General features: G+C 41.1%; 11 protein-coding genes. 10 read left to right on the forward strand and 1 reads right to left on the reverse strand.

Features of this window, described 5'->3' with window-relative positions; genetic code table 11:
* The first annotated feature begins 62 nt into the window (after window positions 1-62).
* From ACNAN0_RS01030 to ACNAN0_RS01065, 8 genes are all read left to right on the forward strand, one after another.
* The gene (locus ACNAN0_RS01030) at window positions 63-671 is read left to right on the forward strand and encodes an NAD(P)H-hydrate epimerase (protein WP_416354214.1); all 609 of its coding nucleotides are present in this window, start codon (window positions 63-65) and stop codon (window positions 669-671) included.
* The gene (locus tag ACNAN0_RS01035) at window positions 643-927 is read left to right on the forward strand and encodes a hypothetical protein (RefSeq protein WP_230913728.1); all 285 of its coding nucleotides are present in this window, start codon (window positions 643-645) and stop codon (window positions 925-927) included. The genes ACNAN0_RS01030 and ACNAN0_RS01035 overlap by 29 nt, the downstream gene beginning before the upstream one ends.
* A gap of 272 nt (window positions 928-1,199) precedes the next feature.
* Window positions 1,200-2,981 (forward strand): SpaA isopeptide-forming pilin-related protein, encoded by a 1,782-nt coding sequence (locus ACNAN0_RS01040; protein ID WP_416353597.1) that lies wholly within the window; start codon window positions 1,200-1,202, stop codon window positions 2,979-2,981.
* Window positions 2,982-3,013: 32 nt separating this feature from the next.
* A complete protein-coding gene (locus ACNAN0_RS01045) occupies window positions 3,014-4,888 on the forward strand; it encodes a pilin N-terminal domain-containing protein (RefSeq protein ID WP_416353598.1) in 1,875 nt (624 codons plus the stop codon).
* Between the two features lie 44 nt (window positions 4,889-4,932).
* A complete protein-coding gene (locus ACNAN0_RS01050) occupies window positions 4,933-6,783 on the forward strand; it encodes a prealbumin-like fold domain-containing protein (protein WP_416353599.1) in 1,851 nt (616 codons plus the stop codon).
* 46 nt (window positions 6,784-6,829) lie between these two features.
* A complete protein-coding gene (locus ACNAN0_RS01055; RefSeq protein WP_416353600.1) occupies window positions 6,830-8,683 on the forward strand; it encodes a SpaA isopeptide-forming pilin-related protein in 1,854 nt (617 codons plus the stop codon).
* A gap of 40 nt (window positions 8,684-8,723) precedes the next feature.
* On the forward strand, window positions 8,724-9,641 hold the full coding sequence (locus tag ACNAN0_RS01060) for a class C sortase (RefSeq protein WP_416353601.1): 918 nt from the start codon (window positions 8,724-8,726) through the stop codon (window positions 9,639-9,641).
* Between the two features lie 166 nt (window positions 9,642-9,807).
* Complete coding sequence (locus tag ACNAN0_RS01065; protein ID WP_416353602.1) at window positions 9,808-11,028, forward strand: MFS transporter; 1,221 nt, start codon at window positions 9,808-9,810, stop codon at window positions 11,026-11,028.
* A gap of 406 nt (window positions 11,029-11,434) precedes the next feature.
* On the opposite strand, the gene ACNAN0_RS01070 is transcribed toward ACNAN0_RS01065, so the two are convergent.
* The gene (locus ACNAN0_RS01070) at window positions 11,435-11,989 is read right to left on the reverse strand and encodes a TetR/AcrR family transcriptional regulator (protein ID WP_416353603.1); all 555 of its coding nucleotides are present in this window, start codon (window positions 11,987-11,989) and stop codon (window positions 11,435-11,437) included.
* A gap of 148 nt (window positions 11,990-12,137) precedes the next feature.
* Here ACNAN0_RS01070 and ACNAN0_RS01075 point away from each other — a divergent pair, with 148 nt between their 5' ends.
* Window positions 12,138-12,839: an ABC transporter ATP-binding protein gene (locus ACNAN0_RS01075; protein WP_230913735.1), complete on the forward strand. Its 702-nt coding sequence runs from the start codon at window positions 12,138-12,140 to the stop codon at window positions 12,837-12,839.
* 13 nt (window positions 12,840-12,852) lie between these two features.
* Window positions 12,853-15,381: an ABC transporter permease gene (locus tag ACNAN0_RS01080; protein WP_416353604.1), complete on the forward strand. Its 2,529-nt coding sequence runs from the start codon at window positions 12,853-12,855 to the stop codon at window positions 15,379-15,381.
* Window positions 15,382-15,560 lie beyond the last annotated feature (179 nt).

The following is a 15,560-nucleotide window of genomic DNA, read 5'->3' on the forward strand; positions in this document are numbered from 1 at the left end:
GAGGCAAATTAGCTGTGACTTTAGCCAATCATAAAACTAATGCTATCTTGACTGCCGAGCAAATGGCTGCTTGTGACCAATATACGATTGAAACGATTGGGATACCATCATTAGTGCTAATGGAGCGTGCTGCTTTAGAAACAACACGCTTGATCGAACAGCTCTTAACACCAACCCAAGTACTTGTGGTTTGTGGTACTGGGAATAATGGTGGCGACGGCTTAGCAATCGCGCGCATGTTACATGTACATCAAATATCCGTAACAGTCGTTCTTTTAGGCGATCAAACCCATGCCAGCGCTCAGACAAAAAAGCAATTACAGATTTGTGATTATTATCAGATACCGTTTCGAGAGGAATTGCCGGAGGATCTTGCCGGTTACGACTTGATCGTAGATGCTATTTTTGGCATTGGTCTTTCGCGACCGATTACCGGTGCTTATGCGCAGGTCATTCAAACGCTAAATCAAGCCCAAGCATCTAAAGTGGCGGTAGATATGCCGAGTGGGCTCAATGCAAATACGGGTGCCATCATGGGCGTCGCTTTTCAGGCAGATTTAACTATAACCATGGCTTACCGCAAGGTAGGTCAACTGCGAAACAAAGGGCCAGTGTATTGTGGCTTGACTGTCCCCGTGGATATTGGCATCTATCGAAATCAATCAATATAAATATGAGGTAGAAGAGAGTGAGATAAAAGGCGCCCAGCGCCCTTTGTTGCACTTTTGTATAAATATATTAATAAAAATAACGCAACACCGAATTTTCGGTCGTTGCGTTATTTTTTTGCGGGTATTATTCATAAAAAGCTTAAATATAATAAAAATAATGATTTCAGATTTTGAAGTTGTTTTTATACCAAATGTTATTTCTAATATATTGATTATTTTAAAAAAATACCCTGAAAAATTACAGGCAGAAGCCTAAGCAAATACGTGTTGGCGTTGGAGTGGTCTAAAAATACTTAAATCAAAAAATGAGAATTATTGAATTTCTTTTTGACTACTTATCATTGAGTTGTAGGAAAGCTTATGGGATGCAGCATACTTCTGGAGGTGGTTATATTCTAATTGAACAAGCGATACAAATAAATCAACCCAACGATAAAGCAGGTGATGTAAATAGTAATGATCAGTTGATGTGTGACAGAGGTTTAACACCAGAAAGGAGCACATGACCTGTAAAGGAGGTGCTTTGAAGTGAACAAAGAAAATAATTTCATATCAAAAATCAGAAAAGCAGTTGTCGGTTTGATTGGGCTGATCGGCTTGCTGATCCCGATATTCTCAAGTCCCCAAGTTATGGCTGACAGTTCGGCAACACAAGATGTTTTAATTCATAAAAGAGTTTATCTTGATTTGCGACAGGAAATAGACTATCAGTTTCGCAACACCGGTCATGCAATTACTGACGATAATAACTCATTTATCCAACAAACGTTTGGCTTAAATGATGCCACTTTTGTCGTTTTTGAAATAACGGAAAAGTATAACGAACTCGAAAAATCTGGGATGACATACGATGATATTGTTGCTAATTTTTTTACCCCTAAAGTCTTAAAAAGAGAAGATCTACGAATTCTAGCTGATAAGACGCAGCCAAATTATGAAGCTGTCCGTAAGAATCCACTATATGCCTTCCTGCTGGATAAAGCAGGCAATCCCAAAATTGTCGCAAGAGGGGACACTAAGACAGACACGTTCACCGATAATGATGGCAAGAAATATACTGAGGATGGGCTTGTGCGCTTCACATTACCCAAGCAAGTTACGATTGCTGGCAAAGAGCAGAATGCAAGATATCTTTTAGTTGAAATTGATGTGGGTCTCACGGAGAACATTGACTATGACAAAGTCGCCCGATATGGCGTCGTTAAGTTGCCCTTTATGGATGAAGTGACCCATCAACCGTTATCTGGGACGTTACACTTATATCCTAAAAATATTGGCTATGCTCGGGATCCTTATTTCTTAAAAATCGGGAAAAATCAAGCCACAGATCCAGACAGCTCAGGGCAGTTAATTGAAGGTGCTAAATTCGTTCTTTGGCGGCAGCTGAATGGTGAGAAGCAATATCTAGACATGAGTTATGAAAGTGCATTACAAAATCAGTGGATTCCAGAAAATCAATTAATGGGGGACCCACTAAGTGACCCTCGGGTAACAGTTTTCACATCTAACAGTAATGGTTTGGTAACCATGGAAGGCCGTTTGTTGGCTGCGGGAACTTATTATTTCGAGGAAGTGGAAGCAGCGGAAGGCTATCGTATCGATGAATCACAAAAAATGGTTCGCGTAGATGTCCCCCGAACTTGGGATGAACCGGTAATGGTTGATGGTCAACCGCTTCAAGAACCAGAACCAGAAAACCCCCGACCGGGAGATGCCAACGTACCAGTTGTTGTGAACCTTAAAAACTCATCAGACTCTGAGGTATATGTGAAGCGGTTCAAGAAAGTTGATATGGCTGACCACGGCAAGGCCTTAAAAAATGCTAAGTTTGTAATTGCAAATAAGGCAGGCAAATATTTACGTCAAGTGCGTGGTCAGAATGAATGGATCGTAAATAATGGCAGCAATAGCGAATTAACACGTTCGAACTTAACGATTTTAACTAGTGACACTAATGGTAATTTTGAAATTAGCGGTTTGCCAAAAGGCAGTTACAAACTTCGTGAAATTCAAGCACCCGATGGCTATCAGCTGACTCAAGACTTAGTTTCATTTACGGTTGGCGATAATGATACCAATGAAACTAAAAATCGACAAGATATTGTAAATGCAAAAACGACCAATAGTTTGCTTGATTTGTTTAACCCAAATACACCGGCGGCTACTGGTAACAGTAGTGGTAGTAGTACGCCGACTTCAAGTGGTGGTCTATTACCACAGACAGGGGCCGTGTTATTAAATGGCTTAGGTCTGATTGGTATCACGATCATCATATGGGCAATTTACCGCAAATATAAAGCGGCGCATTGAACCTTTCGATTTCGCAATAGGAGGCGAAAACAATGCATAACATCATTATGAAGCGTGTCTGGCAAATATTAGCAGCATTAATGTTGTTCGTACCGTTATTATCAGGCGCGTTACAAAGTACAGTGGTTCAGGCAGCAGAAGCAAGTGGTGAAACAACGGTTACGATCCACAAACGTAAATTATCAGACCAGAATGCGGCCATAACCAATGATGGTACCGAAAAACCGAATGTCATCGGGACACCTTTAGCTGGCGCTGGTTTCACAGCTTATGATGTGACTAACCACTATACCCGCTTAATGGGTGAATCCGGTGCAACGATGGCTAGCGTTATGAAGAAATTAGCTGAGTTAAAACCAACCGAATACCAAAATAATCCCAAATATGATTTTGGGGTGACGAATGATCAGGGTGAAGCAACGAAGATACTGCCGAATAGGTCCAGTACAAATGGCAACAAAAATGCGGTTTATTTATTCATAGAAACAACCGTACCAGCAGGGGTTATTGCTTCAGCACCATTTGCTGCTGGATTTCCGTTCTTAGACCCAAGCTCGACAGCAACAAAGTATCTGAAAGATGTGCATCTTTATCCTAAGAACTACTTTGGGCAATCTAAATTAGAATTTGAGAAATATTCTTACACCCATGCCACCGGGAATGAAGCAGCTTTACAAGGTGCTAAATTTACAATCTGGCGGGAAAACAACGGTGTGAAAGAGTATTTCAAAGATTTAGATGGTAATAATGAACCCATCTATACGACAGATGCTAAAGAGGCACATGAATTAGTTTCTGGCGCCAATGGTAAAGTACAATTGGATGTACCTTGGACCATGATGGCAGGGGACCATTACATTGAAGAAACAGCATCAGTAGATCCTTTCCATAAGCCATTATGGGAAAAAGATGTGGTTCTAAAAGTGAAACACGATCCAAAAGATCCAAGCAAGGCTATCTTTGAAGGCTATGACCTTAATGGTAAGCCGATAACAACAGATCGCATCTATAACTACGACGCGCCAGAGATAAAAAAGACAGTCAACAAAAATGACTTGAATTACGATGAAGTGCATCATTACAAATTAACCGTACCAATTCCGGTCGATGACAAATCTTATACGAAATTTGAATTAACGGATAACTATGATGCCAATCTAGAATTAGTGACTGATCTAGCTAAAATTCCAGTAAATGTTCTTGATGCGAAAGGGAGTGTTATACGCAGTTTTGAAGTGGCTGGCACGCGACTATCAAATCAGTCCATCAAAATTGACCTATTAAAGGATCTACAGGCCAACCCACCTCAAGCGGCTGGGATGAAATATGAAGTGGCTTTAGACATGAAAATCAAGGCTGGCGCCAAACCAGATACAAATCTAGAGAATGAAGTGATTTTAGACCACGATTATGGTAAATCCGACGATCAAGTAGAGGTCAAAACTCACGGCTACCATTTCCAAAAAATTGATTTACAGACGGAAAAGGGGCTGCAAGGTGCGGAATTCATTGTCTCTCGACAAATGAAGGGTCAAACGGAATATCGGACATATGACGTCGATAAAAAACAATGGGATTGGCACACTGACAAAGAAGCTGCTCATCGTTTTATTTCCAATGAATCTGGGCTGATTGAAGTGACTGGGCTAGAAACTGGTCAATATGTGCTGGAAGAAGTAAAAGCACCTGAGGGCTACCACTTACCTGAAGGCGAAGGCACTAAGACACCATTTGAAGTAACAGATACCAGTTACACGGATACTAAAGATGATCCGAAAAAAATCACGAATAATGTAACCTTTGACGTGCCAGTAACTGGTAGTTTGGGCATCATCGGGTTGATCCTGGCTAGTGGCCTGGTCGTAACTGGTGCCGTAATTTATTTCAGAAAAATACACATGGCTTAAAAAAAGTCTAGTTACAGGATTCATCCAAGAAAGGAGGCACTGACATGATTGCGCGGAAGCAGTTTACTTCACGCTATGTCATCAGATTACTCGTTGTTTGCCTAGCCTTGTTAACTGGTTTTTTGATTCGCGAGGGCACCAATCATATTCGGGCCGAAACGTCGGCCTCGCCAGAAAAAGAACTGGTGATTCATGATTTTGGCTTGAACCATGAAAATAAGCGCGTGACCAATGACGGGACAGAAAAAACAACCACACTAACAGATCCGGTCTTTGACAGTCGGTTTGTTGTCTACGATGTCACTGATGTGTATCGCAGCTTGGTCTATCAGGGTCTGGATTTGACCAAAATCAATGAACAATTGTTGAACTTAGAAGATGCAGCGTTGCTGAATAAGCTGCATTATGAACTACCCAAAACCAATGCAGCCGGTTTGACCCAAATCATGTTACCCGAACGATCGGTAGGTCATTACCAAGATCAGACGAAAGCAGTCTATCTTGTCAAAGCACCAGGGACAGATAAAAAAGCGCTTTTGAATCATAATTTATCACAAAAAAAAGCTAAAATTCATTTGTATTTTGCCAATTACTTCGCAATGCAAAAAGTTCAGTTTAATAGTGTTTACTTTGATTATGAGCAGGGCAAGCTTGTACCCGCTGCTAATGAATATATTCTTGGCAGATCTACGGCTGGTGATAAGTGGTATCAAGGTGTAGATAGCGAGAACCGACCGTTATATACGAAAAATAAAGCTGAGGCCTATAAATTTATACCTGATGCACACGGTTATGCCAGTGCTGAGATTCCCTGGGCAGCTATGGGGCCGACGATGCACTATTTTCAGATGTACCAATTACAAGAAGGGCTTCATGAAGCGGCTAATCGAACATCAATACAAATTCACAGTAATGATATTGATGGCTTTGAATATCGAGCAATGGATGAACTTGGGCACGTCGTTAGAACACCCGCTTCCGAGGTACCCAATATGGTTTCATATATGATACCCACACCCAAATTGGTTAGTAACGTTGAAGATGCTGGTGATGAGAAACACTATACCTTCAAAGTACAGATGCCACTGCCATTTGATATATCAAGCTATCAAACCAATCAATGGGCCATAAAAATTGGGTCTGATATGCCTTTAATGACAGATCCGAAGGTATTGCGTGCCGTTGCTAAGGACGCGGATGGACAGACGAAATATACAATTGGTGGGCAGCCGCAACCATACGGTGATGGACAAAATGGGTTCAAAATTGATTTCACGACAATGAGTACTTTTCAAGACCTTACCGATGGCGATTATATGGAGGTTGAATATCAGGCTAAGACAGCTGCCGATGTGCCAGAAACTGCGAATGTTAGCACTGAAATTACCTATAATAACAATCACGAAAACAAGATTTCCACGTATACTTTTAAGCCTGGTTATAACTTTAAAAAAATCAACCAAAGTCAACAGCCATTGCAAGGTGCCGTGTTCGTGATCTACCGACTATCCGGAGCTACAAAGCAGTATTATATGTCCGGTGGCAGCTGGTCTAGTTCAGTCAATCCAGAACAAGCTAAGCGTTATACGTCCAATAGTGCCGGTATAATATCTTTTCTAGGCGAGCCAAACATGCCTACTGGTACCTATTACTTGAAAGAAATTCAGCCACCACCAGGATATAAACCACGTGATGACATGACGTTTACAATCACGCTACTTTCTTATGATCAAACCATGTTCAACCCTCAAACGGTCGTGAATATCAAAGAGGAACAACCGCCAGCATTTGTGGTTCCTGTAACTGGTGGTAATGGAATCATTTGGTTAGTTGGTGCAAGTACCCTAGTTATTTTGGGCACGATCGTTTACTTCAAAAAGAAGCAACATGTTTAGCATCTTAATCGTTATCAAAATGACACTTGAGAAAGGAGGCACTGGCATGATTGCGCGGAAGCAGTTTACTTCACGCTATGTCATCAGATTACTCGTTGTTTGCCTAGCCTTGTTAACTGGTTTTTTGATTCGCGGGGGCACCAATCATATTCGGGCCGAAACGTCGGCCCCGCTAGAAAAAGAGCTAGTGGTCCATAATTTTGGCTTAAATTATAAAGATCAGCGCGTGCGTAACGATGGTTTGGCAAAAAATGTAGGCTTGATCGATCCTATCGCCAATAGTCAGTTTATTGCTTATGATGTCACTGACGTCTATCGTGACCTAGTTTATCAGAAACAAAATGCTGCTCAAATCAACGAAAACTTACTGAGTTTGCAAGAGGCTACGTTAGATCAAAAGCCTCACTATAAACTGCCACAAACAGATGCAGCTGGTTCGGCTCGGATTATGTTGCCAGAACGATCTGTAGCCAGCTATCAAGACCAGACCAAAGCAGTCTATCTTGTTAAAGCACCAGGGACAGATAAAAAAGCAATTTTGAACCAAAATTTACCGCAAGAAGAAGCGGCATTTCACTTGTATTTTGCTGACTATTACGGCATGAAAAAAGTTCAGTTTAACAGTGTCTACTATGACTATGAGCAGGGTAAATATCTGCCGGCGGTAAATGAGTATTTGCTTGAAAGAGCTGCTGGCGAGTGGTATCAAGGTGTCGATGAACATAATCGACCCATTTATACGCAAAATAAGGCTGAGGCTTATAAATTTACAGCTGATGCCAATGGCTATATCAGTGCGGAATTACCTTGGGCGGCTATGGGCGCAACAGTACACCATTTTCGTGTTTATAAGCTGCAAGCAGGCTTACATGAAGCAAATGCTCGGACATTGTTACAGATTTATAATGATGGCGTAGACAATTTTAAGTATCGTTCAACCGATGAACTGGGTAACTCGATTGATACCTCTGCAACAGAGGTACCGAATGTAATTTTGTATACGGTACCAACGCCAAAAATCAGCAGTGATTTTGAAGAAATCAAAAATGATGATCCTTTTACCTTTAAAATACAAATGCCACTGCCATTAGATATTATGAGTCAATCAGATAAACAATTGGTAGTAAAGATTGGACCGGGCTTAGCTTTATGCTCTGATCCTGAAGTACTGAAAATTGTAGTTAAAGATAAAACTGGACAAAAAAAGTATTCAGTTAATGGACATGTGCAAAGTCATGAAGAGGGTCAAAACGGATTTAAACTTGATTTTTCGACAAATAGTATCTTCAAAGATGTGGCTCGTGGAGATTATCTGGAGGTGGAATACCGGGCTAAAGAAGCAGATTCTCAGGCAACAAAAAATGCTGATATTACTACGGAAGTAAGCTACGATAATAATTACGAAGATAAAACAACGACGTATACACCAAGAATAATAGGCGCTGTTATTCAAAAACTTAACAGCCGACTTGATGCGTTGCCTGGTGCTGAATTTGTACTTTACCGCCTTAAGGGGGACACTAGAGAATATTATATGCCAGACGCCAGTTGGTCTAGTTCAGCTACGCCAGACCAAGCTAAGAAGTATGTATCTGGAGAAGAGGGTATGATCTATATTATAGATGAACCTAATATGCCAGAAGGAATATATTACTTTAAGGAAGTCAAAGCACCACCAGGTTATATGCTGCTCCCCAATGATGTAGCGCTCAGGTTTCTGGAATATACTTATCGTCAAACAAAGGTTCAACCACAAAACATTAAGAATTTTAAAGAACCGACACGACCTGAATTTGTGGTTCCTGTAACTGGTGGTAATGGTGTGATTTGGCTGTTGAGTGGCAGCATTTTGTTAATCATGGCAGTTGGTATTTACTTCAAAAAACGTAAAATTGATTAAGCTTAGTAAAGCGTAAGTGTCCGTCAAAGGGGGGTGCGTCATGGTCAAGGGAAAACATCGCCTCCGTAAACGTCGGTTTACATTCTTCGATGCCTTGATGCTCTTACTTTTATTAATTGGCTTAGGTGGTTTGATCTATCCTTTCTTTCGTGACGCGGTAAATCGCTCGATCAATCAGCAACTAGTCCAATATTATCAGCGGAAAAGTGACCGCGCCCATGATGCCAAGATGGCTATGAAAAGAAGAACAGCTCAAAAAGAAAACCAGAAATTAGCAGAAAAAAATGCAACGCCACAGGCAGATCCCTTTTCGACAACCAATAAATCAGTGCCGCAGCAAAAGAAACTTTCTTATTATGAACGTCACACGGTTGGAACTTTGCATATTCCTAAATTGAATACTAGTATGCCAATTTTTGATATGACAACCGATCTACTTTTACAACAAGGCGCGGGAATTTTGACAGGGACTTCTCAGCTAACTGGGGGTGTGAATACCCATACGGTTATTTCAGCACATCGGGGGTTATTAAATGCTAAATTATTTACAGACCTACCCAAGCTCAAGAAAAAAGACCGATTTTATATTCATGCCAATGATCGCCGGTTGGCTTATGAAGTGCGAAAAATAAAGGTGATCAAGCCCACGGAACATCAGTACCTGCGAATCGAACATGGGCGTGATAAGGTCACATTAATGACCTGTACCCCTTATATGATTAATTCTCATCGTTTGTTAGTTACTGGCTATCGAATTCCCTATCCTCAAACTAAAGCAAGCACACAAATCAAAGAAATTGACCAAGATCAAGAAGTTGGAGCTTTGCGGCTGGTTGCGATAATTATCGTATTACTGCTGGTAGCGATTGTCTTATGGGCGATTTACTGCCGGGGTCGTCGCTTACAGTTACAATCTAAAATCCAACCTTTTGAATTTCGAAGTTGGCGGAGAATTTAAATTTTAGTTTTATTTTAGACACATAGACGGTGTAGTGCAGAGTCATTGCTGGAGTGATAAGGACTTCAGACAATGGCTTTTTATTTGGCAATGTGTCTTGACATGTTGGGTGTTTTCTGTAAGTATTAAGTTTATCAAATATGTCTTGACACTTTGGAGGAAGTATATGATTGCGGAAGATAAACCTGTTTCACAATTAAGTTCACGAAAATTATTGACGGTAGCTGGCTTCGCTTGGCTCTTCGATGCGATGGATGTTGGTATGTTATCGTTTATTTTAACTGCATTACAACGGGAATGGCATTTAAGTGCGGTACAATTGGGCTGGCTTGGTTCAATTAGCGCCATCGGCATGGCGGTTGGGGCGACTGTCTTTGGCGCTTTAGCAGATAAAGCTGGACGGCGTAATATTTTGTTGGTAACTTTATTAATTTTTTCGATTGGGAATGGTATCTCTGCTTTTGTGGGTAGTTTGACGCTTTTTGCTGTACTACGTTTTTTTGTTGGAGCTGGTTTAGGTGGTGAATTACCCGTCGCATCCGCACTCGTTTCTGAAAACGTTGCGGTTGAAAAGCGTGGACGTTATATTGTTTTATTAGAGAGCTTTTGGGCAGGCGGCTGGCTGATTGCTTCAATCTTGTCTTATTTTGTGATTCCAAGATATGGCTGGCGGGTTGCGCTGCTAGGGACGATGATCACTGCTGTTTATGGCCTTTTGATGCGCATACACTTACGTCATGCCAATGATCCGGTAAAAAGTGTTACTACGGATACAAAACAAACTTGGTGGCAAAAAATGGCAGCTATTTGGACGGGGCAGTATACGAAACGCACATTTATGCTGTGGCTGCTTTGGTTTATGATCGTTTTCTCTTATTATGGTATTTTTCTATGGCTGCCGAGCGTTATGGTGGTTCGTGGGTTTGATATTGTGCATAGTTTTGGCTATGTACTGATTATGACTTTGGCCCAATTACCCGGGTACTTCATGGCCGCTTGGTTAATTGAAAAAATCGGTCGTAAAGGGGTATTAGTCACGTTCCTAATTGGGACCGCAATCAGTGCCGCTTTATTTGGTAATGCTAGCAGCACAGCGATGTTAGTATTCTGGGGCGCATTAATGTCCTTCTTTGATTTAGGCGCGTGGGGTGCAACATACGCTTATTCGCCAGAACAATACCCTTCAGAAATACGCGGCACCGGCACTGGTATGGCTGCTGCATTCGGGCGTATCGGTGGTATCGTTGGGTCCTTATTGGTGGGTTATTTATTAACGGCTAAAGTAAGTATTACTTGGATATTCATTATTTTTGCAGCCTCACTGATTGTTGGGGCACTTGCGGTTTTATTTTTGGGTGAAGAGACTAAAGGTAAAACAATTGATTGAATTTAAAACTGCTATTTAGAAGTTAGTAAGTGCTAATGAGTGCCGAAAATGACTGAATAGATCTTGGTAGCGGCATACAGTCAGTCGTTACTTTGGGCACTGAGGTTAAATTTGTACTAAAATCATTAAAGTGAGATAAAAGTCGTTGTCCCTTTAAATACAGTTAAAAACTGAAAATGTTAGACAATTTTGGCAGAGTAGAAATTCTACTTTGCCTTTTTTGTGTGAAATTTTAAACGTGTGCCAAAAGGCAACAGCCTCACCTAACCGCAAATGGCTCAAATGGAAAACTCACTATTTTTCGCAATTCTTGTTAGTGCTCAGGTGTTAAGCGCCTTTTGTCTCACGCCCTTCCTACGATTAGTCTCCTGACCCTACGCCTTTAGCACCAAAACGTTATGCATTCTTAATGGGGTGTCATTTCAAAAAGAGCAGCTAGGACTCTAGTGATTTCTGCAGTTGTGGTTTGTTTACCATCAGAAAGCCACTGCAACAATGTGCCAATTGTGCCGCTAACGAAGTAAGTAAAATAATATTCTAGTAAGCGTTGGTCTGTTTCTTTAAAACGTTCTGAAAATTGGGTAATGGCGAAATCGTGTACCTGATCAAAAATCACCTGAATGACCCGACTATTTGGATAATCCGTCAGAATATGTTGCATCATGACTTTTTGTTGTAACAAAATATTGATGAAACTATGGAGCCATTGTTCGATCTCAGTAGAAGTCGTTTTTCGTAAAATTGGTTTTAATTCCGCAATGATCTCATCTTCCAATTCATGATATAAAGCATAGGGATCGGTATAATGTTGATAAAAAGTTCCACGATTGATATCCGCACGTTTGCATATCTCAGTGACGGTGATTTTAGAGAGTGTTTTAGCGGATAAGAGTGTTAAAAATGCTTCTTTAATGGCCGCCTTAGTATAGAGCGTGCGCCGGTTATGTTTAGTTCCAGCCATAATGTCCCTGCTTTCAACAGAATTATAAAAAGTGTTCAATTAATAACGAATCGTTTGATTTTGCTTATTGTACCTGATTATTAGAGAAATTATACTATGACTAGATAATAAAACCAACAGTATGTATGGTTAATGACAGGGTGATGAAATGAGCTTTATTGAAGTGAAGCACGAGTTTAAACGTTATCAAATGGGAGACACGGTCATTGTCGCTAATGATGATATGACTTTTAATATTGAGGCTGGAGAACTAGCAGTCATTCTTGGCCCTAGTGGTGCTGGTAAATCAACAGTTCTAAATATTCTAGGCGGGATGGATCTACCCAGTGCGGGTCAGGTACTAGTGGATGGCGCTGATGTAGCACAGTATTCACAACGGCAATTAACGCAATATCGCCGCTCTGATGTGGGCTTTGTTTTTCAATTTTATAACTTAGTACCTAACCTGACAGCTAGAGAAAACGTAGAGTTAGCTTCGGCTGTAGTTTCTGATGCATTAGATGTTGATGCGGTCATGGATCAGGTAGGCTTGAGCCAGCGAATGAATAACTTTCCCGCTCAATTATCTGGTGGGGAACAACAGCGAGTGGCGATTGCCCGCGCCTTAGCCAAGAATCCTAAAATTCTATTGTGTGATGAACCCACAGGGGCACTGGACTTTGAAACAGGTAAGCAGGTTTTAACATTATTACAGAACGCAAGTCGGAAGTATCATAAGACAGTCGTGATCATCACGCATAATTCAGCTATCGCACCGATGGCTGATCGAATTATTCGAATTAATGATGCTAAGGTTCGTGCGAACGAAATCAATGCGAAGCCGATCTCGGTTGCGGATATTGTCTGGTAGGTGCTGGCAAAAAATGAAAAATATTTATTTTAAATCATTAATTCGAGATATTCGTAGTTCTTTTGGCCGTTTTGTGGCGATCATCTTAATAATATTAATGGGGGTCCTTTTGTTCGTAGGCATTAAGTCTGTGGGGCCAGATTTAACACGAACAGCCGCACAACACTTAGAAACTAGTCACGCTTCTGACTTTCAAATTACAGCTACCACTGGCTTTACAGCCAAAGACCGGCAGGCGATCCTTAAAAAAATGCCACATGCCCAGGTATCTTTAGGAAACCGAGTGCCAATGGTAGAACACAGAAAGCAAAAGAACTTACAAGTTATCAGTTTTGATAAAAATGACTCTCAAGACCATTTGCAATTAGCTGCGGGACATTTCCCGGGAAATAATCATGAAGCCGTCATTGATGCTCAGCTTAGAAAGCTTTATCCTATGGGCACAAAGCTTCGATTTACCAGTAAGCAATTGAAACAGACGACGGTCAAGGTTGTTGGCTATGTCACTTCACCAACCTACATTGATCGCAAGGAACGGGGCATCACGACAATTGGCAATGGTCAACTAGATGGTTTTGTTTATACGCCTAAAACAAACTTTAACATACCAGCGGACAGCACGATGTATATTAGATTGAAGCAGCTGCGTAAATACGAGCCCTTCTCTGATCAGTATCAGTCTAAGAGTGCTACGGCTGCTGAAAAATTGATGCAAATTTTGAACGCTCGGCAACCCATACGTCAACGTGAATTACAACAAACAGCATTGGTACAAGCTAAAGCTAGATTAGCGGCACAAGGGCAACCTGTACCTAACACGGCGGCAATAGATCAGCAATTGCTGCAGCAAATCAAGTTACCTAAAACAGAATATATCTTAAATCAACGCTCAGATAATCCAGGCTTTAGTGACTATCGCAGTCTAGCCGAGCGGATCGATGCTATTGCTAATGTCTTTCCAGTCTTTTTCTTCCTGATCGCCATTTTGATCACGTTTACAACGATGACGCGAATGATTGAAGAAAATCGCAAAGAAATTGGAACTTTGAAGGCGTTGGGCTATTTTAATCATGAGATTGCTATTAAATATCTGTTATACGCTTTGATCACAGCCACAATTGGGACCACGCTGGGTATTTTGATTGGCAGTAAAGCTTTACCGACCGTCGTCTTCAGCATATTGAAACAGCAATATATTTTCACAGATTACAAGGTTGCCTATTATGGGGGGCCAATCTTGTTGGCAACGGGTGCGGCTATTTTTGCCACAGTTTTTTCAGCACTTTATGTTTTGGTCAAAGATTTACGTGAGAAACCGAGTACGTTACTTTTGCCTAAAGCACCAAAAGCTGGCAAACGCGTTTTATTGGAACGTGTGACACCAATTTGGTCACGGTTATCATTCAATCATAAAATCACGTATCGCAATATTTTTCGCTATAAGGCACGAGGCATCCTAACAATTTTAGGGATTGCTGGCTGTACCGGCTTAATGGTGGCCGGATTTGGACTTCGCGATTCAATTGGTGCACCGGCAGATATCCAATTTAGTCAATTAACGAAATATCAAGCGTCAGTCACGTTAAAATCTGGGCAAGATGCAGTTAAACTCAATTCAGTGTCACAATTGTTGACAGATGCATCGACTGTTCAGAGTACGTTGCCAGTGCACAGTGAACAAGTTACTCTGAAGCAAAAAGGGACTACCAAACAGACGGCGACTTTGATGGCCGCAGATCAAGCCGCAAAGTTTGATGCTTACGTGACACTGCGGACGCCACAGCAACATAAATTACGACTGACGAATGCTGGTGCTATTATTTCCCAACAATTGGCAAAAACTTTAGCTGTTCAAACTGGGGATACAATCACGCTCAGAACAACCGCAGGACAGCGGTATCGACTAAAAGTTGCCGGTATTACGGAGAACTATTTGGGACATAATATATATGTCATGCACGCTTATCTAACCAAACAAACGGCCAAGGCGGTCCCATTAAATACTTATCTTCTCAAAACGAAGGTTATGACGCCCAAACAAGAGCACCGCTTGACCCAGCAATTACTGGATTCGGGACAAGTATTGAATGTTAATTTTTTGAGTAAACAAATCAAACTGCAGCGGACGACGACTAAAAGTATCGCGCCAGTTGTTTTGATATTTATTGTTCTATCAGGTACTTTAGCCTTTGTTGTGCTATATAATTTAATGAATATCAATATTTCTGAACGGGAACGGGAATTAGCTACGATCAAGGTGCTTGGTTTCTTCAATAATGAAGTGACCATGTATGTGGTACGCGAAAGTATTATTTTTACAGGGATAGGTATCTTGCTTGGCTTTGGCATTGGGCATCTGCTGCTGCAATTTATTCTTGCACAAGCTTCTTCAGAGCTGATCCTGTTTCCAACGGTCATCCATTGGTCAGGCTATGTGATTTCGGCTGTAATGACTATTATCTTTTCGTTGATTGTGGCTATCGTAACCCACTTTAAGCTCAAACATATTCATATGATTCAAGCTTTGAATGCTAGTGAATAGCTGGTAAATAGAGGAACGTGAGACAAAAGGTGCTCAGCGCCTGAGTACTTACAAGAATTACGATAATGGTTGACTTTCCATTTGAGCCATTCATGGTTAGATTGGGATGTTGCCTTTTGGAACACGTTTAAAATGAAATCGTTTGTAAACAAATACAGGGGCGGTTGAAAGCAAAATGT

The organism is Agrilactobacillus fermenti, assembly GCF_047943045.1.
GTDB lineage: Bacteria > Bacillota > Bacilli > Lactobacillales > Lactobacillaceae > Agrilactobacillus > Agrilactobacillus fermenti.

Coding starts and splice junctions, on each gene's coding strand:
- ACNAN0_RS01075 (WP_230913735.1), top strand. CDS start 12,138: ATGAGCTTTATTGAAGTGAAGCACGAGTTTAAACGTTATCAAATGGGA.
- ACNAN0_RS01050 (WP_416353599.1), top strand. CDS start 4,933: ATGATTGCGCGGAAGCAGTTTACTTCACGCTATGTCATCAGATTACTC.
- ACNAN0_RS01045 (WP_416353598.1), top strand. CDS start 3,014: ATGCATAACATCATTATGAAGCGTGTCTGGCAAATATTAGCAGCATTA.
- ACNAN0_RS01030 (WP_416354214.1), top strand. CDS start 63: ATGGCTGCTTGTGACCAATATACGATTGAAACGATTGGGATACCATCA.
- ACNAN0_RS01080 (WP_416353604.1), top strand. CDS start 12,853: ATGAAAAATATTTATTTTAAATCATTAATTCGAGATATTCGTAGTTCT.
- ACNAN0_RS01065 (WP_416353602.1), top strand. CDS start 9,808: ATGATTGCGGAAGATAAACCTGTTTCACAATTAAGTTCACGAAAATTA.
- ACNAN0_RS01055 (WP_416353600.1), top strand. CDS start 6,830: ATGATTGCGCGGAAGCAGTTTACTTCACGCTATGTCATCAGATTACTC.
- ACNAN0_RS01060 (WP_416353601.1), top strand. CDS start 8,724: ATGGTCAAGGGAAAACATCGCCTCCGTAAACGTCGGTTTACATTCTTC.
- ACNAN0_RS01070 (WP_416353603.1), bottom strand. CDS start 11,989: ATGGCTGGAACTAAACATAACCGGCGCACGCTCTATACTAAGGCGGCC.